General features: G+C 62.0%; 18 protein-coding genes and 1 pseudogene. 7 read left to right on the top strand and 12 right to left on the bottom strand.

Features of this window, described 5'->3' with window-relative positions:
• Positions 1-563 precede the first annotated feature (563 nt).
• Positions 564-1,115, top strand: coding sequence for a cytochrome b (locus A39O_RS0122960; RefSeq protein ID WP_020507014.1), 552 nt, complete (start codon positions 564-566; stop codon positions 1,113-1,115).
• 296 nt (positions 1,116-1,411) lie between these two features.
• Here the strand turns inward: A39O_RS0122960 and A39O_RS0122965 are convergent, their stop codons facing one another.
• From A39O_RS0122965 to A39O_RS34750, 3 genes are read right to left on the bottom strand one after another with little or no spacing between them, the layout of a single operon-like run.
• Positions 1,412-2,848: a GTPase/DUF3482 domain-containing protein gene (locus A39O_RS0122965; protein ID WP_026199671.1), complete on the bottom strand. Its 1,437-nt coding sequence runs from the start codon at positions 2,846-2,848 to the stop codon at positions 1,412-1,414.
• Complete coding sequence (locus A39O_RS0122970) at positions 2,848-5,121, bottom strand: DUF2868 domain-containing protein (RefSeq protein WP_020507016.1); 2,274 nt, start codon at positions 5,119-5,121, stop codon at positions 2,848-2,850. Before A39O_RS0122970 ends, A39O_RS0122965 begins: the two co-directional genes overlap by 1 nt.
• A 57-nt stretch (positions 5,122-5,178) precedes the next feature.
• Positions 5,179-5,961 (bottom strand): hypothetical protein, encoded by a 783-nt coding sequence (locus tag A39O_RS34750; protein WP_020507017.1) that lies wholly within the window; start codon positions 5,959-5,961, stop codon positions 5,179-5,181.
• Positions 5,962-6,006: 45 nt separating this feature from the next.
• Here A39O_RS34750 and A39O_RS43250 point away from each other — a divergent pair, with 45 nt between their 5' ends.
• A complete protein-coding gene (locus A39O_RS43250) occupies positions 6,007-6,138 on the top strand; it encodes a hypothetical protein (RefSeq protein WP_020507018.1) in 132 nt (43 codons plus the stop codon).
• A gap of 576 nt (positions 6,139-6,714) precedes the next feature.
• Here A39O_RS43250 and pufA (A39O_RS0122985) read toward each other — a convergent pair.
• The 5 genes and pseudogenes from pufA (A39O_RS0122985) to pufB (A39O_RS42900) form a co-directional block, all read right to left on the bottom strand.
• Positions 6,715-6,960, bottom strand: coding sequence for a light-harvesting antenna LH1, alpha subunit (gene pufA / locus A39O_RS0122985; RefSeq protein ID WP_020507019.1), 246 nt, complete (start codon positions 6,958-6,960; stop codon positions 6,715-6,717).
• Positions 6,961-7,004: 44 nt separating this feature from the next.
• Positions 7,005-7,145 (bottom strand): light-harvesting antenna LH1, beta subunit, encoded by a 141-nt coding sequence (pufB, locus tag A39O_RS0122990; RefSeq protein WP_020507020.1) that lies wholly within the window; start codon positions 7,143-7,145, stop codon positions 7,005-7,007.
• 122 nt (positions 7,146-7,267) lie between these two features.
• Entirely contained in the window at positions 7,268-7,507 is a 240-nt protein-coding gene (gene pufA / locus A39O_RS0122995) for a light-harvesting antenna LH1, alpha subunit (protein WP_026199672.1), read from the bottom strand.
• 39 nt (positions 7,508-7,546) lie between these two features.
• A complete protein-coding gene (pufB, locus tag A39O_RS0123000) occupies positions 7,547-7,687 on the bottom strand; it encodes a light-harvesting antenna LH1, beta subunit (RefSeq protein ID WP_020507020.1) in 141 nt (46 codons plus the stop codon).
• Between the two features lie 456 nt (positions 7,688-8,143).
• Positions 8,144-8,272: pseudogene (gene pufB / locus A39O_RS42900) on the bottom strand (light-harvesting antenna LH1, beta subunit); the annotation flags it as partial.
• Between the two features lie 564 nt (positions 8,273-8,836).
• Here pufB (A39O_RS42900) and A39O_RS0123010 point away from each other — a divergent pair.
• Together A39O_RS0123010 and A39O_RS43660 are read left to right on the top strand one after the other, a co-directional pair.
• The gene (locus A39O_RS0123010; RefSeq protein WP_020507023.1) at positions 8,837-9,994 is read left to right on the top strand and encodes a methyltransferase; all 1,158 of its coding nucleotides are present in this window, start codon (positions 8,837-8,839) and stop codon (positions 9,992-9,994) included.
• A gap of 134 nt (positions 9,995-10,128) precedes the next feature.
• Entirely contained in the window at positions 10,129-10,245 is a 117-nt protein-coding gene (locus tag A39O_RS43660; protein ID WP_407635661.1) for a 1-deoxy-D-xylulose-5-phosphate synthase N-terminal domain-containing protein, read from the top strand.
• 214 nt (positions 10,246-10,459) lie between these two features.
• Here A39O_RS43660 and pufA (A39O_RS0123015) read toward each other — a convergent pair whose 3' ends face one another.
• From pufA (A39O_RS0123015) to A39O_RS0123025, 3 genes are all read right to left on the bottom strand, one after another.
• Entirely contained in the window at positions 10,460-10,714 is a 255-nt protein-coding gene (gene pufA, locus A39O_RS0123015; RefSeq protein WP_020507024.1) for a light-harvesting antenna LH1, alpha subunit, read from the bottom strand.
• A 39-nt stretch (positions 10,715-10,753) separates the two neighbouring features.
• Complete coding sequence (pufB, locus tag A39O_RS43665; protein ID WP_020507020.1) at positions 10,754-10,894, bottom strand: light-harvesting antenna LH1, beta subunit; 141 nt, start codon at positions 10,892-10,894, stop codon at positions 10,754-10,756.
• A 381-nt stretch (positions 10,895-11,275) separates the two neighbouring features.
• Complete coding sequence (locus A39O_RS0123025; protein ID WP_026199674.1) at positions 11,276-13,180, bottom strand: FAD-dependent oxidoreductase; 1,905 nt, start codon at positions 13,178-13,180, stop codon at positions 11,276-11,278.
• A gap of 358 nt (positions 13,181-13,538) precedes the next feature.
• Between A39O_RS0123025 and crtY the strand changes: the two genes are divergently transcribed.
• Positions 13,539-14,720 carry a lycopene beta-cyclase CrtY gene (gene crtY, locus A39O_RS0123030; protein ID WP_020507027.1) on the top strand — a complete coding sequence of 394 codons (1,182 nt, stop codon included), beginning with the start codon at positions 13,539-13,541 and terminating at the stop codon, positions 14,718-14,720.
• Between the two features lie 174 nt (positions 14,721-14,894).
• Here the strand turns inward: crtY and A39O_RS34760 are convergent, their stop codons facing one another.
• On the bottom strand, positions 14,895-15,293 hold the full coding sequence (locus tag A39O_RS34760) for a hypothetical protein (RefSeq protein WP_020507028.1): 399 nt from the start codon (positions 15,291-15,293) through the stop codon (positions 14,895-14,897).
• A 555-nt stretch (positions 15,294-15,848) separates the two neighbouring features.
• On the opposite strand from A39O_RS34760, the gene crtD reads away from it, so the two are divergent.
• Together crtD and A39O_RS0123045 are read left to right on the top strand one after the other, a co-directional pair.
• Positions 15,849-17,306, top strand: a complete 1,458-nt coding sequence (gene crtD / locus A39O_RS0123040) for a 1-hydroxycarotenoid 3,4-desaturase CrtD (protein WP_020507029.1) — start codon at positions 15,849-15,851, stop codon at positions 17,304-17,306.
• A gap of 135 nt (positions 17,307-17,441) precedes the next feature.
• The coding region (locus A39O_RS0123045) for a phytoene desaturase family protein (RefSeq protein ID WP_020507030.1) at positions 17,442-18,593 on the top strand (1,152 nt) is incomplete at its 3' end.

An 18,593-nucleotide genomic window follows, 5' to 3' on the forward strand; every position in this document is an offset into this window, starting at 1 on the left:
CTGGCATCAAACTGGGCTAAATCGAAAGTGTGATCGGATGAGGGTGATGCTGGGATCGAATTGCGTTCCTATCGGTCGGCAGCGGCCTCACCAGTTTGGCCGGGGTCGCTGCCACAGGCCCTGGTTGACTGGCTCAGGCTGACCGATGGGTCGGGGACTGTTCTCATCGTTGCAGGGAAGGGGTCGTCGTATCCAACCCTCTATTTTCCGCTGTCGATCTTTCCAGGCCTCGTCAGTCCACGAGTCGCCGTGCAGACTCTGAATGCGGTCGCGCGAACAGGATTGCATTCACCGGTCGCCTTATGGTGAACCACGATCACTGAGAATGCAAAATAACCTATTATTTACATAAATAGTACTAGCGGAAAGTTCGGTGAACCTGTTATTGATCTGCCTTGATCGACTCGGAAGCCGCACTTGGAAAGTGCTGCGAGGCAAGTTCGATAACCACTCTTCAATCGCAATTTCCCAGCGATAGGGGCTGCATACTAACAGCGATTCGTGCTAGCCTTAGCAAGGGTCGGTGTTGCTGGCCTGTTCACCAAACGCTTTCGGAGGTTTTTATGCAGACGAATCGTTACGGCTATTTTCGACGCTTAGTGCATGCGGCTATCGCCCTGTTTGGGCTCGGCTTGCTTGGCGTTGGCATGATCTTCTATTTTTTCGGTTTCCAAGGGCTTCAAGCCAAGCTCGGGGCGGAAACCACCAGTATGCTCTATACGTACCATAAGAGTTTCGGGTTGGTTGTCCTGGTGCTGGCTTTGCTTGTTTTTTTCATGCGCAAGCGCGGGGGGGTTCCGCCCTACGACCCGCCGTTGGCGATGTTGCTGCGTTTGCCGAGCAAGCTGATTCACTGGCTGATGATCCTGGCGTTGATCGCCATGCCGATCCTTGGGCTGATCGGTACGATCGCCGGCGGATACCCAGTGGCGTTCTTTGACTGGTCCTTACCTCAACTGGTCAGCGAGAACAAGGCGTTGAGTGAGCAGTTCTTCCATTACCACATGGTGGTGGGTTGGGTGTTGCTCGGTCTGGTTGCGATCCACCTCGCCGGGGCCTATGTGCATGGGAGTATTGCGCGTGATACTGTCAACTCCAGGATGAGCCTGCTATAAGGGGTCAGGTTGGACCCTCGGGTCGAGACCCGAGGTCCGACCTGAGGGGCGCTGCCTGAGTCAGCGTCTCTCCGCGCTTCTGGCGACTGCCGCGGAGGGCTGATAGTCGGGATGATCTACCTTCCCCCGATGTACTGGTGCTGGGTTTTAACTCCCCCTCGGATTGATCAAACAGGAACGGAACGTGCTCAAATTCTGGTCCAGAATACTGACGCCCGATGCCAAATCAGCGCTCAACGGCATCGTTGTCGCAGCCTATCTGAGTTAAGAACAGGTCCAGCAGGGGGCGGCGCCGCTCACAGATTGGCCCGGCTGTCGATGCGGCCCTCCGCGACGTCGCGCAATATCACTTTGATAAGCTCTCGGCAGATGTCTTCACGGTCCGATGACTTGCCGTGTCGGGCCGCGCTGAAGAACCGCGCCAAGTCACGCTGTTGTGATGCGCTCAGGGACTCGGTGAAGCCCTTGGATGGGATCTCCTTGTCGGGCACCCGGTCGGGGGCATCCTCATCGGCGGCCTGGCGGCCGTGTGCCCAGTTCATGGCCCGGGCGCTGTAGAGGATGATCCGATCGAGCAGTATGAACGGGAACTTCGGGTTGGTGACCGGACCCACGGTGAAGCGCTGGGTGCCGGCCGCCTGTTCGATATCGAGCTTGGCCAGGGCATTACCCCCCATGAATCCCAGCAGGCCCCCGGCGGCAGCCCCGAGAAAGGCAGCCGCACCCAGGGAACTCCCGGCGGTGGCCAGATCGATCGTGGCCCCGGAGGCGGCCCCCGCGGCGATCCCGGCCAGGGCGAGCTGGCCGCGGGAGATCCCCAGTGACCTGCTGACCTCCTCGGACAGCAGGTCCTGGTCCAGGATCGAACCCGGCGCCAGGTTCCAGACGTTGTGCCGGAAGTTGGCGCGGATCTGTTCCTGGGCCCTGACCTCCAGGGTCCGCAGGCCATCCCCAAAGGCGGCCATCACGTCGTCTTTGGCCCGCTCCTGGCCGCTCTTGAAGACCAGCTTGTTGTTCTTGAAGCTCTCGCTGTAGCGAAATGAGAGGCTCTCACGCAAGAGGTCCAGGATGGTGGTGGCGGCCTGGTCGATGCGCCGCTCCCAGTCCCGCGCGAAGGCGTCGATGGTCTGCTCCAGGCGAGGCTCCCAGCGCTGGTCGATGCTCTTGAGTGCGCTCAAGAGCTTGATCCGCTCGGCGTAGGTGGCGCGATGGGCATTGAACTCACGCACCGAGTTGAAGGCCTTGCTCAGGGCGTCCTGCCACTGTTCCATGTAACGGGGTTGCTTGGTGAGGTTGTTCAGGATCGCCATGCGCGGACGGGCGGTCAGGCGCAGGAGTTCGATCTCGATGCGGTCTTTCTCCTTGATGCGCTTGGATCCGTCCACGACCAGGATGATACCGGCCCCGGCCCCGACCGGTTCCAGCAGGGCGCAGTCGTGGGCAAACAGCGGATCGGCGCGATGGGCCAGGACAAAGGCCCCGGCGAGGTCCGACTGGGCGTTATGGGCCTGGAACCACTCCAGGATCGCGCTGGGGTTCTGGAAGCCCGGCGTGTCGATGAACTCGATGACCGTTTGGCCGTCGATGATGACCGGATAGACATCGGATTCGGTGGTGGTACCGGCCCGTTTGTCGATGGCGATGCGGTCGTTTTCGGTGAGGGTCGCGACCACGGAGGACTTCCCCGCGTTGGGGTGTCCCATAATCGCCAGGCGTGGGATCTCAAGCGCCATCATGCATCTCCGCCACCGCCCCCGGGGGCCAGCATGTCCAGCCGCAGATAGGGGTCACCCAACTGGGCGATCTTGCGCTGCCAATCGGTGAAGTCGAAGGCGCGCACCGGCGGCAGGGGGTCGTCGTCCTGGGGGTCGCCGACCAGGGCCAGCAGCACCTGCGCCTGGGTGCCGGCGGCGGCGCGCAACTCGCGCAGGAAGTGCAGGTTCTCGGTGATCGGCGGCTGGGAGCCGTCCATGATGACCGCGACCCGTGCCGGAGGGGCCTGCCAGCGTTGGCCCTCGACCCAGTTCACCACCCCGGCGGTCATGGCGCTGCCCGAGCCAAAGGAGGCGGACGCGGCGACCCGCCAGCCGGTGAGTGCCCCGACCAGTTCCGCCATGCGGGGGCGCTGTGCTTCTTCAATCAGTTCGTCCACATCGAGTTGGACCAGCACCAGGCAGGCGTCGGCGGCGATGCTGCCCGGAACCTCAGTCCTATGGGGTTTTAACGGTGCTGCCGTGGGCTCGGGTGCGGGCTCAACCGCCGGTTCAGACTGGGCTTGCGGCTTGGCTATCGGTTGCGGCGTACTCGTGGGTGGGGGCCGCGACCCCGGAGCAAACCTCGCTTGCTGCTCCGGTTCCGAAGCCAGTACCGGTATTGGCTTCGGTGCCGGCTGCAGGTCGGGTTGGGGCGGCGGCTTCAGTCTGCTGTCGGGCGCTGGTCCTGGTGCGCTGTCGGTGGTGGGCCTGGTTTCCGGATGCGGCGGACCTTCGGTTTTGAACTTGGTTTTCGGCCCGGCCCCAGGCCGGGGCAGCACCTCGTGAGCCGGGCGTCGCTGCTCGGCCGCGGCCGCTGGTGCGGGCTTGGGTGTGGCGGGCCGCGAGGCCGCTGCGCCTAAGTGTGTAGTCGTGGGGAGCGGTGTCGGCTCGGGGTTCTGACATTCGGGTGCCGACTTTCCTCGTTCCGCAACCGGCACGGGGGTGCTCTGCAGTGCCGCGCCCATGGATCCCGTCAGCGCCACCTGGTCGGTCAAGTGCGGGGTTGTCGGGCGCGTTGGGGGGGCGGCGATCGGTCGTGCCAGTGGGCCTTGGTGCGTGACGGGGGCAGGGATCGGCATCGCGGTTCCATGCCCGCTGCCGTGGGTGGCTGTCTCGACCGTGGGGGTCAGCAGGCGGGCATAGAGGGCCTGGGTGCGGCCCTGGGTGAAGGGCAGTCGCTCCAGCAGGTGCCGCTGGGTCAGGAGCGAGACGCCGAGCAGCAGGAGTCGCGGCAGGAGGCCATAGGTGCAGACCGCCAGTACCAGGAACCAGCGCCAGGAGCGCAGGTGGTCGGCGTCGAGTAGGTACAGCGGGTCTTTGAGCAGGATGCGAGAGCCCGCGACCTGCTCCAGCGATGGATAGCCGACCCCCTCACCGAACAGCCAACCCCAGGGCGTGGCAACAACGCGGGCCAAGTCATGGATGAACTGGGGGCTGAGGTCCAGCGCGGTTTGCCAGCCGAAGGCCAGGTCCGTGAACGACTCCAGCCCGATCGTCGTCAGGATCACGCCTAGGTTGAAGGCGACGCCGAAGACCTGCGCCGGGATCAGCATCGGGAGGAAGGAGACAGGTCCGTAGAGTGCGAATTGGGAGCGCAGGCGTCCGACCTGGGTCGCGGTGCCGTCCTTGACCTCCTGGCGAGTGGAGGCGAGGTGCTGGCGTAGCAGCAAGTGGCTCACCTGGGTCACCAGGGGTCGGATCAGGCGTCCGAGCAGGCTCAGATCCCGGACCGTTTGGCCCACTGGCCGTGCGCGGCGCACCAGCCAGGCGATCGTGGCCCCCCCCACCAACAGAAATTGGACGAAAACCAAAAGAAAGATATAGAGGGCAACATTGATCGGGCGATGACCATCGTAACTCAGCAGGGCGGAGGCTGCGCCGATGCCGATCAGGAATCCGAGCACCGCCAGCCCCAGCGCGGTGAGTCGCTGCGCCTGGACGAAGGTGCGCCCGGGCAGCAACAGACGTCGTTCGGGGCGTTCCGCGGCGCGACGTTCGCGCAGCCATCGTCGCAGGCTCCGACGCCGGTGCAGGGTCGTATGGGGCAATATGGTGGCGACGGCCGGGGCAATCCGGTTCAGATAGAGTGTGCGGTCGCGTTCCGTCAGTGCGCTGCGGGCCGCGGTGCCTTCGTGCAGCAGCTGCTCGTCGGCGCCCAGGTAATATTCCAGGTCGATAAGGTCAGCGACCGTCCAGCGATCGGTCTCCCGTGAGTCGTCGTCTTTAGGAGGGTCTGTGTGCCCGATTTTCATGGCGGTGATGTCGCACTCTCTAAGGTTCGGGTGCGGCCAACGGCCGCGCCGCAACGGTTACCTGATGACTCGCGGCATGCGAAACGGCAGCATGGCCTGGACCCACACCGAGGAGAAAGGATCCAAGCTTAGGCGCTCATGGATCAAGTGTATCTCGCGTGTGAGCAACCGTGTCCGGATAACGGAGCGTGCATAGAGTGGCGTGTCTTCCAGGGTGCGGTCGATGTGCGCCCAGCATTCCGGCTCGCGACGGGTGCCTCGCCCGATGCGCCAGATTCGGCTGTGCGGCAGGGTAATGCGGGGCGGGGCGATGAACGGCTCGATGCGTCCGGGGCGATCGATGCGCCGGGCCAGCGAGGTCTCTTTGCCGCTCCGGGACGGGGCATGGTAAAGGATGGCGGTCTTGTCACGCAGGTCGGCCCGCGACCAGTCCCAGCGGCCGAAGCCCTGTTCCGGGGGCTCGCTGCCCGAGTTGGTGTCGAGATAGCCGGTACTGGTGCGTAGGTCCGGCCGCTTGAAGGCGACCTCAACGCGCGCCATCGAAGCGATGAGCCACCAGCGGTGACGGCCGACGGCGTCCAACTGGAAATCCCGGCGCGTGATGGTCGTCGGGTAAACCCGCACCTGCCCGCGCACCCGGCTGGAGATGGGCGCTACGATCTCCTCAATGTCGCGAGGTCCTTGCGCACCCACGATGCTGTCAACCACCCCGCCATCGGTACCCCCGTTCTCATATAGAGGAGCGACTCCATCCGCCGGTGCGCCCACGGGGCCGCTGCTGACGACGTCGAGCAACTTGCCCCCGAAGATCACCCGCTTGCTGAACCTGGCACCTGGCATGAACGGAAATGCATTGACTGGGTGGCGGAGGAGCGTCTATTTTACATGAGCAACTCGATCGTCAATGAAGATTTCACTATTCACAAAATGTGCTTGCTGGTGTTGAACCAGTCGATCCGTGCGCCGCAGCGAAACAGCGTGCTTCTGGCGATCGATGGTGAATTATCCACCAAGTAGACAGCCCCTGCCGCCAGGAAAACGCGCAACAATACCAGTGTGGTTTTTGTTGTCAACAATATCGACATCCGATTCATCGCTTTGTTCCAACTGGCCGAATGAACGGAGACCCTGACGGGGTGCCGATGGTTCTAGACTGCGAGCAGAAACGACGCGGGCGCGAGCTAAGGTTACGACCAGGCACCGCGTTAGGGGCGGTTCTTGGCGCTGGTAGGGTAAGGGCGCGGGAGCCCGTAACGATTCGCCGGGTGATCACCTAATGACTCAGGGCGCATTCCGCCTCGTTGTCGATGAGGTCACGGGAACAGTTACAGGACGGGAAGCAGTATGCGGCAGCAAGTGCCGAGGACAATGCGAGCGGCTACTGAGCGAATCAACCGTGCGTACGGATCGTAAGTATCTTTCGTCAATCGCTATAAGAGCCAAAACAATGCGACACCTTGATCAATCATGTAGGTGCAAAAATTTTGTTATATAATTCATTACATTGAAGTACTTAGCAGGCAGGGTGCGGGGAACGCAATCACCACGACTCAGAAACCTGAGCCGTGTCGACTGACCCCTAAAGGCCGTCAGTTACTTGCTGACAGGCGCCGGGGCAACCACGGCGACGGGAGCGTGAAGCTTCGCGACGGAATCCTTGAAGCCATAGCCGGGCAGGGAGAGGGCATAGCTGTGAACCAGCCACATCTGGACCATCAGCACGATGAACCACGGCACCATCCAGTTGGCGGGATTGATCACGGTCCAGATCTTCCAGTCTTCTTCCGGATGCTCGATCTTGACGATGGACTCATCGGACATCAGATACGGAACTTTCATTTAAATACCCCGTTAGTGTAAGACGTGAACCAGAGCAGAGAGAATCAGAACCAGGGCTGATAGGCCCAGGTCACCAAATGGACCGCGGACGCAATCATCACCCAGCTCCACACACCATGCTTCCAATGCTCGTGAAACTCTTTCGCCTGCTCGTTGGTCAGACCCGAGATGTTGCCGGAATTCATATTCTAAACCTCTTAAGAGCGTTTGGATAAAGATCGCCTTGCCCGTGAGGGAAAGGCTGCACTCGATTGACTGCGGGCTTAGGCCCGCAGTCTCGATCCCCTATCGGAGCGCGGGGCGATCTTTACTGAACGGGGGCCGGGGCGACCACGGCGACGGGGGCGTGCAGCTTCGCGACGGAATCCTTGAAGCCATAGCCGGGCAGGGAGAGGGCATAGCTGTGGACCAGCCACATCTGGACCATCAGCACGATAAACCACGGCACCATCCAGTTGGCGGGGTTGATCACGGTCCAGATCTTCCAGTCGTCTTCCGGGTGCTCGATTTTGACGCTCTCATCGGCCATCAGAACGGGAACTTTCATTTCATTTACCTTGTATGTGTGAGTTTGCGCGAAGCCGAATCAAAACCAAGGCTGATAGGCCCAAGTCACCAAGTGGACCGCGGATGCAATCATCACCCAGCTCCACACGCCATGCTTCCAGTGCTCATGAAACTCCTTCGCCTGCTCGTTGGTCAAACCCGAGATGTTGCCAGAATTCATTCTCGTAACCTCACAATGTTGTGAAAACCAGTGTCCCTTCGCCGGTGGCGGGGACACGCTGCATAGATCGCTAGATCGCAGTACCGTTGCGCTTGTCTCGTCTTAGAGCCACCCGGCGATCTCGGCATTAGTTTAACCCGTCGGCCGACCGTGTCAAGACTAACTGACATTTAATTGTGTCAGGGCCAGCTTACATAAAGCGGGCTTGCGGACCGCAAGACAAGGTCGCCGTGGACGCGACCAGGCGGAACAGGGTGGCGGCCGACATCAAGCCGAGCAGGGCTGATGAATCCCTCGGGGCCTGTCAGGGTCACGGGCCCCGGCACGGTCCGATGACCGGCGGGGTCTGGGGCCGGAACGACAGCCGACGAGTCGCCGACACGCGAACAATCATTCCGATCGCACCCCGGGCACGCATGCGTTGCAGAGTAACCGGGTCGCGGGGAAGCGGCTCCCCTAGAACCAGGGTTGATATGCCCAGGTCACCAGATGAACGGCCGCAGCGATCATCACCCAGCTCCAGACGCCATGCTTCCAGTGCTCGTGAAATTCTCTCGCCTGTGCGTCGGTGAGGCCCGATAGGTTCCCGGCCTTCTGCCCAGTGGACTTCGCTGATCCACCAACGAGGCCCGCCTGGTTCGCGGTTTTCTGCTCAGCGGACTTTGATAGCCCGCCGACCGGGGCCGCCTGGTTCGCGGTTTTCTGCTCAGCGGGCTTCGCTGGTCCGCCAGCGACGCCAGGCGATTTGGGCGTTTTCCACACAGCCATTTAAATTACTACCTCTATTATAGGGTTTAGAACGAAGCCATATTTCTGGGCGCGCCCCGGGTGTTAGTGCCGCACAGCAGCGATTCGGATAGTCGCCCCGGGCGACGCTGGCCGGCTACCACGTAGCCGTGGTTAGTGTAGCTTGACATAGCTTCGTGTCAAGAAGCGTTGACAGCGAGGCATTCGCACTGTTAGGCAAACCTCCAGCGACCGTTGTCTGCAAGGTCGTGGTTGATGACGAAATGTAGGTGCGGCGCAACTGGCTCGGAATGAAAATTAATTGACGAGGCAGGGGAAAACGTCTATCCTTTTCAGATTAACTTAAGCGTTAGCGATCATCGACATGCCGACGCTGAAACTGTACACCAGTAGGGATTTAGTATGGACCCGATGCGGTATATCGAACCGGCCGTGGTCCCCGGCGGGCGGGTCGCGGGCTGGCATCGAGGCTGGCTGGACCTGCGCAATCGGCTCCTGGCATCCCCGCGCTTCCAGCGCTGGGTGGCCGGGTTCCCGCTGACGCGGCCGCTCGCCCGGCGCCGGGCGCGGAATCTGTTCGACCTGTGCGCAGGATTTGTCTACTCGCAGATCCTCTTTGCCTGTATCGAGTTGGATCTCTTCGACCTGCTTGCCGAAGGTCCTTTGAGCGTGCGCGATTTGGCCGGGCGTCTAGATCTTCCGGAGCCCGCGACTTGGCGCTTGCTCAAATCGGCCGAGTCCCTGGAACTGGTTGAGTGCATTGCCGCGGATCACTATGCCCTAGGCGAACTGGGGGCGGCCCTGCGCGGCAATCCGGGGATCGTGGAGATGGTGCGTCACCACGCTATGCTCTACCGCGATTTGGCGGACCCCGTGGGTCTGCTGCGTGACCGGCGCACGACCCATCTGGGGGCCTATTGGGCCTATGCCGACAGCACGGCGCCAGAGCGTCTGGAGACCGGTAGCACCCGCGACTACACCGCCCTGATGAGCGACTCGCAGGGACTGGTCAGTAGTGACATTCTGGACAGCTATTCCATGGAGCCGCACCGTCGGCTGCTGGACCTGGGGGGCGGGAATGGGACCTTTCTGGCGGCGGTCGCGGCCCGCTGGCCGCACTTGGACTTGCGGCTCTTCGACCTGCCCGCGGTGGTTGAGCAGGCCAGGGAGCGCTTGGCGCGCGAGGGGTTGGCGAACCGCGCCCAAGCCATCGGCGGCGACCTGTTTCGCGATACCCTACCGTCAGGAGCTGACCTGATCACCTTGGTGCGCGTGGTCCATGACCACGACGATGGTCCAGTGGTGGGGCTCCTGCGCGCCGCCCGTGAGGCGTTGTCGGACGGTGGGACCCTACTCTTGGCCGAACCGATGGCCGGGACGCCGGGGGCGGAGCCGATTGGCGAAGCCTACTTCGGTTTCTATCTGTGGGCCATGGGCAGCGGGCGTCCGCGTACCAGTAAGGAGCTCACCGCCATGCTGCACCAGGCCGGCTTCACCACGGTGCGCGAGGTTTCCACGCGGCGGCCCCTGCTGATGCGTCTCCTAGTCGCCCGCGCCTGACCACGACGCGCAGGAAATTCAGGACTCTGCCTCACCGGCACCCGCTGCTCCATTCCATTGATAGCCCCGCGGGCCTGCGCGCCATCGCCGAGCCGCCGCCCGGCAGCACGGGGAGCGCCGTCCAGGTGGTCGCGGTGATCGGTGACGGGGCCTTGAGCGGCGGCATGGCCTTCAAGGCACTGAACCTGCTTTTCGTTCGACAACAGAAACACTGCGGCTCGGTTACCCGAGCCGCAGTGACTGCCGCGTAAATGCTGCCTCTGATTGAAGGCTAATACGGCACAGTAATATCCATTACCGTAGGGAGAGGTGCGGCCTGATCACGCGTCGCGTTATCAGCTCAGCTATACCTCATAATAAGTAGCCGTAAAAAAAGCGACTTCACCTCAAGGGCGAAGTCGCTTTTTTATATCAGGGCACTTGGGCCCGCGTTCTAACGCGAGCCAGCGCCTGCGGAGCTTTATCTTACTGAGCGACAGGAGCGGGGGCCATTACCACGACGGGTTGTTTGGCGGCGTACGCGTTGGCAGCGGCATCCTTCCAGCCATAGCCGGGCAGGGCCAGGGCATAAGTATGAATCATCCACATTTGGACCATCAGCACGATGAACCACGGAACCATCCAGTTGGCTGGGTTGATTACGGTCCAGATCTTCCAGTCTTCTTCCGGATGCTCAATCTTGACGATCTTCTCATCGGCCAGCAGATAAGGAACTTTCATTTAAATTACCTTGGGTTGTGGATTTTGGACGATGCCTGACTAGAACCAGGGCTGGTAAGCCCAAGTCACCAAGTGGACAGCGGATGCGATCATCACCCAGCTCCACACACCATGCTTCCAGTGCTCGTGAAATTCCTTTGCCTGTTCGTTGGTCAGTCCCGAGATATTGCCAGAATTCATCTTCATAACCTCAAATGACGCTGTGAAAAACCGTCCCCATCGGACTATGGCCGCAGAGACACCCGCCGTCTATTATAGATCGCAACGCCTTGGCGCATCGCATCCTGACTTGTGTGGTCCCCGACTCGTATCGTCTTGGAACAGCCCGGCGATCTGGGCTTATTGTAACCCCGCAGCCGCCTCTGTCAAGGCCAACTGACATTTATTTGTGTCAAGGTTGACTTACATAAGCCTGACCTTGCGATCCGCACGCCAGACGCGTCTCGGCCGCGACTAGGCGGAGGATGCAGGCGGCTGAAACCGAGCCGGGATAATCGCAGTAAAATCCTTTATTATAATATGGTTAGGTGCGCCGGTGTGATCCGACGGGCGCCGTCGGAGTCAGGCGCCTGTCGTTAACGGACCGACCAGCGCCACGGCCGGGATTGGGTTCTCACGCAAGTGCTCCGCCGCCAGGATACGATTTGCCGCCATCCTGCCGGTCATGGTAGCCGCCTCCATCAGATTGGCCGGCACCTCCAGCCTGACGAAGTCCCCGGCGAGAAACAGGTTGTCGAACGGTGTTGCGACGCCCGGCCGCCCCGCATGGTCGCCCGGTGCCCAGCGCGGAAAATTCTGCTGCATCATGTAAATGTCGTGAATGATCTCGGCCCCTTGCAATTCCGGGATCAGCTCATCCAATTCCGCCCGCATCAGCCGCTTGATCTCGGCTTCCGGCAGGACGTTATGTTCTTCCACGGCATAGGCGTGCAACTCGACGACGGCGCCGCGCCGACGCCGCGCCCAGTCCTCGTACGCCGGCTGCAACTGCGAGTAGATGGCGATGGAATCGACGTAACGGTAGCCGCTGACGGTATAGAAAGGAACATATTGCGGGCGCAGCTCCCGGTCGAGCCAGATGCGCCAGACGATGTAGGGGTCGGCAACGCCCAAGCGCGCGACGCTGCTGACCAGAGTCTGATCGGAGATCTCGGAATGGGCCAGGATATTCTTGAGTCCAGGCACATCGCAGGCCAGTACGAAATAATCCGCGGCATATTCGGTAGTAGACTGAAGCGGCGCGGCCGTCAGGTGCACGGCATCTCCCCGCAACTCTGCCGCCACCGCGGGCAGGGGGAGAATGGCCGGACCCGCGGTCGGCACGCCCTGCCGATCATACTTGGCACCATGGCAAGGACAGGCGAAACCGCCGGTGGCTGGGTCTAGCGCAACTGGACAGCCCATGTGCGTGCAGCGGCTCGACAGCGCTGCGTAGTCGCCGCGGTCGTCCCGCTTGACGAAGTAAAGCTCCCCGGATTTGGAACGGGTCGGTTGCCAGTCGTTCCCTACCGCGTTGGCCGGGACTTGGTGTGCTTCACCCTGACTACTCCCCGCCGACCGCAAGACCAGCTTGGTGATGCGCCCATCCGTTTCCACCAGGCGCTCGACCTCCATGTCGGTCAACACTTTACCGCCCAACGCAATCAGTAGGTCTTTCAGGGGTGTGACTACCGAGGTCATGGCGTCGTCGATGGTTTGGTCGTAGCCCATACCGTCTGGGTTGCCGAGGTAGAAAAAGTGAAAAAAGCGGATACCCTCGGCGGTCGAGTATTGGTGGAACTGATTGAAGGAGGTATGTGCGAAGGGTTCGATGATCGTATCGACCATAGGCCGGTTAATATCCCGGCAGAAGCTTTTGAAGTCGATGTCATCGAACTTACGAAATGTCCGTTCCGGCTGGTAGCGCATCAACTCATACAGCGCGTCGGAGGGCGGATAGAAATCCAACAGCGAGACGGACTTGGCCTGGCCGACGACCGCGAGCAGGTTGAACGGAAACAGGGTCGTGGTATTGGTGAAGCTCTCCATTGGTTTGTTCTTGAAGAGAATCGGGTAATCGCGAACCGGCTTCAGGTTTTTTAACAGTCCGGTCTCGGCGAGCAGTCCTTTCAGGTTGTAATATTGGTTGAAAAAACCGTGAAAGCCATGCTCCATGGCCATGGTCTCGCCCTCGACTTGCACCTGCCACCCGGTCAGCCGACCGCCGAGTTGGTTCGCACGCTCGATCAAGGTCACAGCGAATCCGCGCTTCAGCAGTTCATACGCCGCGGCGATACCGGCCAGACCGCCGCCGACGACCAGGACCCGCTTCGCAACGGCGGGACGCTCCGGCAGCGCATCGTTGTCCGCGACGGCGAACGGCAGGATCGTCCGGCGCGGCTGAATGGCAGAGAGGCCAGCGGCGCCCACGGCTGTTCCAGCCAATGTCGCGAGTCCGACGTTTCGAAGGAAAATGCGGCGTTTCATAGTTAACTATTTACTCTCTTCAAATGACATCGATCGATCTCGTCCAATCTGGGGAGGCCGATCCTGTCGTTGTGCCAGCCGCAATTCGGGATCCCGGACCTTGGCTACAACAGGCCAGTTTAGGCGAAACGGTGATCGCCAGCGTTGACCCCCGTCAAGCGCGAGCAAGCGAACCGTGGGTCGCCGCAGCGGTGAGAAACGGACGGTGCGCATGCTAACATGGCACGGAAATCGCCGACCGCGGCGGCGCGCCACGCAGGCCGGGCGATGTCTGCGACGCCCCTGCCGCGGGCCGGGCGCATTGGCCCCGCGGACCGCGCGGCGGCGACCCCTTTACGTAAGGTCACAGGTACACCAAATGGCATCACGGTTTTACGAGCAAAGCGACGCCGATTATCTGCTCATTGGCGGGGGATTACAGAATGCGCTGATCTTGTTGGCGTTGGCCAAGCGCAACCCCACGGCGACCGTGCTCATGCTGGAGCAGGGCCAGTCCCTGGGCGGTAATCACATTTGGTCGTTTCAGGCGCTGGATCTGCCGGTCGCGGCCAGGTCGTGGGCCGCGCCGGTGGCCGAATACACCTGGCCGGGGTATCAACTGCACTTCCACCAGTCGTCGCGCTGGGTCGACGGCACCTACAGCTCATTGAGCTCTGAGCACCTCGAGCGACTGCTCAAGCAGGCGGAAGTCGACAACCCGAACATCCGGATCCGCACCGGTGTCAGGGTACGGGCGAGCGACGCAACGTCCGCCACACTGGAAGACGGAACGGTGCTGCGCGGCCGCCTGGTGATCGATGCCCGTGGGCCGGAAAGTCGCACGGACGCAAGCGGCGGCGGCTACCAGAAGTTCGTGGGCCTGGAGTGCAAGCTGCGCCGCCCGACGCCGATCACTGCACCGATCCTGATGGACACGCGCTGCACCCAAAGGAACGGCTTCCGCTTCCTGTATGTGTTACCGTTCGCGCCAGATCGTGTGCTTGTCGAGGACACTTATTTTTCCAATAGTCCCGAGATCGACGCCGACGCGTTACGCGCCCCGCTCGTCGCCGATGCCGCCGCCATGGGGTTGGATATCGAGCGGGTCTTGCGTACCGAGGTCGGCGTGCTGCCGATGCCCTCGCGCAACGTGTTTAATCCGCAAGCCCGCGGTCCAATTCAAGGTGGGTACACGGGCGGCTGGTTCAATCCCGGTACCGGTTACTCGTTTGCGGCGGCGATCCGTCTCGCCGAGCATCTCTCGCAAGTGCCGATCGAACAGGTTTTTGGGCCGCAGTGGCGGCGACTCGTTCGCCGCATGCGTGTCCAGGCAGTCTTTTTTGCCTTCCTGAATCGGCTGATGTTCGGCTTTTTCCATGATGCGCAGAGGCGCAAGCTTATGGAGCGGTTCTATCTCCTGCCTGACCCGGTCATCCACCGCTTCTTCGCGATGGAAACCACCTTGGCGGATCAGTGGCGTATCCTCTGGGTGGGGGCGCCGTGGACACCGAAGGGGTGGGCGCGACGCCCAGAGACACAACCGCCGATAACCAGCGAATAGCAGGGGCGGGACCTGAGTCGTCTGGTATCCGTTGCGCCCCGGGAGCGCTCTCGTCAGCGGCGTTCCGGGGCATGCGGGATCTCGCCCGGCATCTGAGCTGATAAACTCGCATCACTGGATGGATGGTGATGTGTCGCGGGTCGGGACTTGGCCGCCCGCCGGCGGCGGATGTGCTTACTTGGTTAAGCCGAAAATCTGCATCAACCACGCGGCGGACACGAAGAACGCGACGGCGGTAAAACAGACCTTGAGGTAAAACCGTGCGTTCGCCAGCAGTGTCTTGCGTATATCGTGACTGCTCGTGAGTTGCGGGGGGGGCGCCTGCCCAGCCGAGTGCGCACCCTCAACCCGCGGTTCAGCCGGCATCAAGGCATAGGGCGCCACCCGCGCGACCTTGAAAAACTGGATGTCGGATTCCGCTCCCGCCTTTTCGATCACCACAAACTCGGTGTTGGCGTCCAGGCTGCAATCGGTAGCGAACCGCAAGGCGAAATCGTCGATGCTCTCGGCGGCCCCAAGGTATTCCCAGGACTTGGATTTGTCCGGCCAAGTACGTCTCCCCGCGTAGTTCATTTGGTAACCCTCATTGACTTAAATGTTCAGGCATTTGGCCCCCGTGCTCACGATGCGCCGGCGGCGTCCTGCGTGCTCGCTCTAAATCGGGCATGCAACCCTTCAAATTATTTATATTGCTGCAAACTGCCGGGCCTTGATCTCTGTAAAGTCAGTAGCTTGCCTCAAATTTAGCCTTCAGATTGCAGGACTACCCCGGCGTTTCCCAGGACCTGGCGCCTAGGGGCAGGCGTCTTCGCTCGCCTTTGCGCAGTTCGTAGGGCGCGCCCGCTAACATCCACCGACCGCTACCCCCGCCGCCCCTCCTGGATAACAGCGGGAGCGCAAGCGCAGAATGTCGGCCGCCGTCCGAATAACGAAGGGTGGTACGGGCATACCCGCGGACCTGCAAGCAGACGTTGGCTAGCTTACCAGTTGCCCAAGTTGGTGCAACCTCTGTAAACTGGGCGATTGAGAATTCCTGATTCTAAATTTAGACGCTCTGCACTGGGCAGCATAGTAACCTGACAAGGCGTGCCAATGGGTAAGAAACGAGTCGTCATCATTGGGGCCGGCATGGGTGGCCTGACCGCCGCGCTCAAGCTGGCGGTCCACGGACTCAACGTGACGCTGGTGGAGCGCGGTACGCACTGCGGCGGAAAGCTCCGCGAGCAGCAAAGTGGCGAGCGCAGCTACTATACCGGCCCCACCGTCCTGACCATGCCCTGGGTGTTCGAGAAGATCTTCGCCGAGGCCGGTGCGGTGTTTCGCGACCACGTCGTGTTGAACCGCGCCGTGGTGCTTGCCCGCCACGCTTGGGGTCCGGATCAGCGGCTGGACCTATACACAGACCACGAACGTTCGGCGCAGGCCATCGGTGAGTTTGCGGGCGCGGCCGAAGCCGCGGGTTTTCTCCGGTTTGCCCGACATGCCAAGCGGGTATTCCGCGCGCTGGAGGGCCCGTTCATGCTCTCGTCGCGGCCGACCCCAATCTCGATCTTCGGCCGTTTTGGTGTGAGTGATCTTGGCGAGCTGATGCAGATCAAAGCACTCACGTCGCTGTGGAGCGCCTTGGGTGATTTTTTCAAAGATGAACGGCTGCGCCAGTTGTTCGGGCGCTATGCGACCTATGTCGGCTCGTCGCCGTATCTTTCGCCGGCCACGCTGATGCTGATCGCGGATGTCGAAAGCCGTGGCGTGCACGCCATTGAGGGGGGAATTCACCGCTTGCCGGAGGCGCTGGCCGTGCTTGGTGCGCAGCACGGCGTGACGTTCCGGTATAGCGAGCCGGCCGCTGAAATCGTCGTGCGGGGCGGGCGGGTGGCTGGCGTGCGGCTTGCCAGCGGTGAGCATCTTGAGGCCGATGTGGTCGTGTTTAACGGTGACGCGGCGGCCATCGGGGCCGGGTTGATGGGCCGGCAGGTGAGCCGTGCGATCCCGCCGGTCGCTGCCGGCAAGCGCTCTCATTCGGTGGTCACATGGAATCTTGTGGCCAAGCCGCAGGGCTTCCCGCTCCAGTACCATAACGTTTTTTTCCCGCCGGACTACGCGCAGGAGTTTCATGCCGTGTTCGATGAGCTGCGGCTGCCGTCGGACCCGACTGTCTACATTTGCGCGCAGGATCGAGACAATCCCGACGCTGCCGCTCCCCAAGGTCCCGAGCGGCTACTGCTGGTAGTCAATGCGCCGGCCCGGGGCGATACCCAAACCATTGCCGACAGTGAGATTCGCCGGTGCGAAGCGCGGGTCTTTGGCCTGCTGGAGCACTGCGGCCTGACCTTGGAGCAAACGTGTGAGGCCGTGATCACGACGCCCGCGCACTTTGAGCGGAGCTACCCGGCCTCCGGCGGTGCCGTATTCGGGCGGGCCTCCCATGGTTGGCGCGCATCGTTTGACCGCCCCGGTGCCAAGACCCGCATCCCCGGCCTGTACTTGGCGGGCGGGACCGTCCATCCGGGGGCCGGTATACCAATGGCGGCCATCTCGGGCGGCATCGCGGCCGCCACCGTGCTCGAGGATCTTGCTGGGGACTAAAAGGCGTCGCAGTGAGGCTGGACTCAGACTCTTTAACCTGCCCGGTCAGCGATAGCGCGACCGGTTGGAACTGCTCAACCCGACTCAGACGTACCGCGGCCGCCATCGAGGGGCCGCAAGGGGAATGTCGAAGCGATGTCTGAGAAACGCATTGTCGTCATCGGGGCTGGGATCGGCGGATTGGCTGCGGCATTGCGCCTGGCGGCGCGTGGGTTGGATGTCACGCTGGTTGAACGCACCGCATACCCTGGGGGCAAGATTCGCCAAGTCATGGTTGGCGCGGCGGCGATGGATGCCGGACCAACCGTGGTCACGATGCGGCCCGTGTTCGAGGAGCTGTTTGCCTATGCCGGCACCTCCCTGGACGCGCATGTGACGTTACGCCGCGCCGAAATCCTTGCACGGCACGCGTGGAGCGAGGATGAGCGACTGGACCTGTACGCCGATGTCGAGTGCTCTGCCGACGCCATCGGCCGCTTTGCGGGCGTCAAACAGGCGCTGCTCTTTCGCGCGTTCTGCGCGCGTGCAAGCGACATGTACCGGACCCTTGAGCAGGCGTTTATCCACCGGGCCAATCCGACCCCGCTGTCGCTGGTGCTGGATTCCGGACTCTTCAATGTCGCCAGGCTTAGACCCTACTCGACGCTCTGGCGCGATCTCGGCCGCTATTTTCCCGATCAACGCTTGCGCCAGTTGTTCGGCCGCTACGCGACTTATGTGGGCTCATCACCGTTCCAGGCCCCGCCGACGCTCGGTATCGTAGCCCACGTGGAGTTAGCCGGTGTCTGGATGATTGACGGCGGTACCTACCGTTTACCGCAAGCGCTGGCAGCCTTGGCCGCCGCGCGCGGCGTCAGGTTTCGCTACGGGATTGACGTGTGTGCGATCGACGTCGGCCGGGGGCGGGCGCGCAGCGTTCAACTGAGCAACGGAGAATGCCTTGAAGCTGACGGTATCGTCTGCAATGCCGATGTGGCCACCCTCGCGGCCGGGTTATTCGGTCCGGATGTCAAGCGCGCGGCGCGTGCGACGCCGGTTGCGTCGCGCTCGTTGTCGGCGGTGACTTGGAACCTGTATACGCGGACCACGGGGTTACCGCTGGTGCGGCACAACGTTTTCTTCTGCCGCGACTATGTGGCCGAATTCGACGCCATCTTCAAGCGCGGTCGCCTGCCCGACGAGGCGACCGTCTACATCTGCGCGCAGGATCGCGATGATCTTGGCAACCTTTCAGGCGATGGCCGCGAGCGGCTGCTGTGTCTGGTGAATGCGCCGCCGCGCGGCGAC

Origin of the sequence: Lamprocystis purpurea DSM 4197 (assembly GCF_000379525.1) — a bacterium.
Lineage (GTDB): Bacteria > Pseudomonadota > Gammaproteobacteria > Chromatiales > Chromatiaceae > Thiodictyon > Thiodictyon purpureum.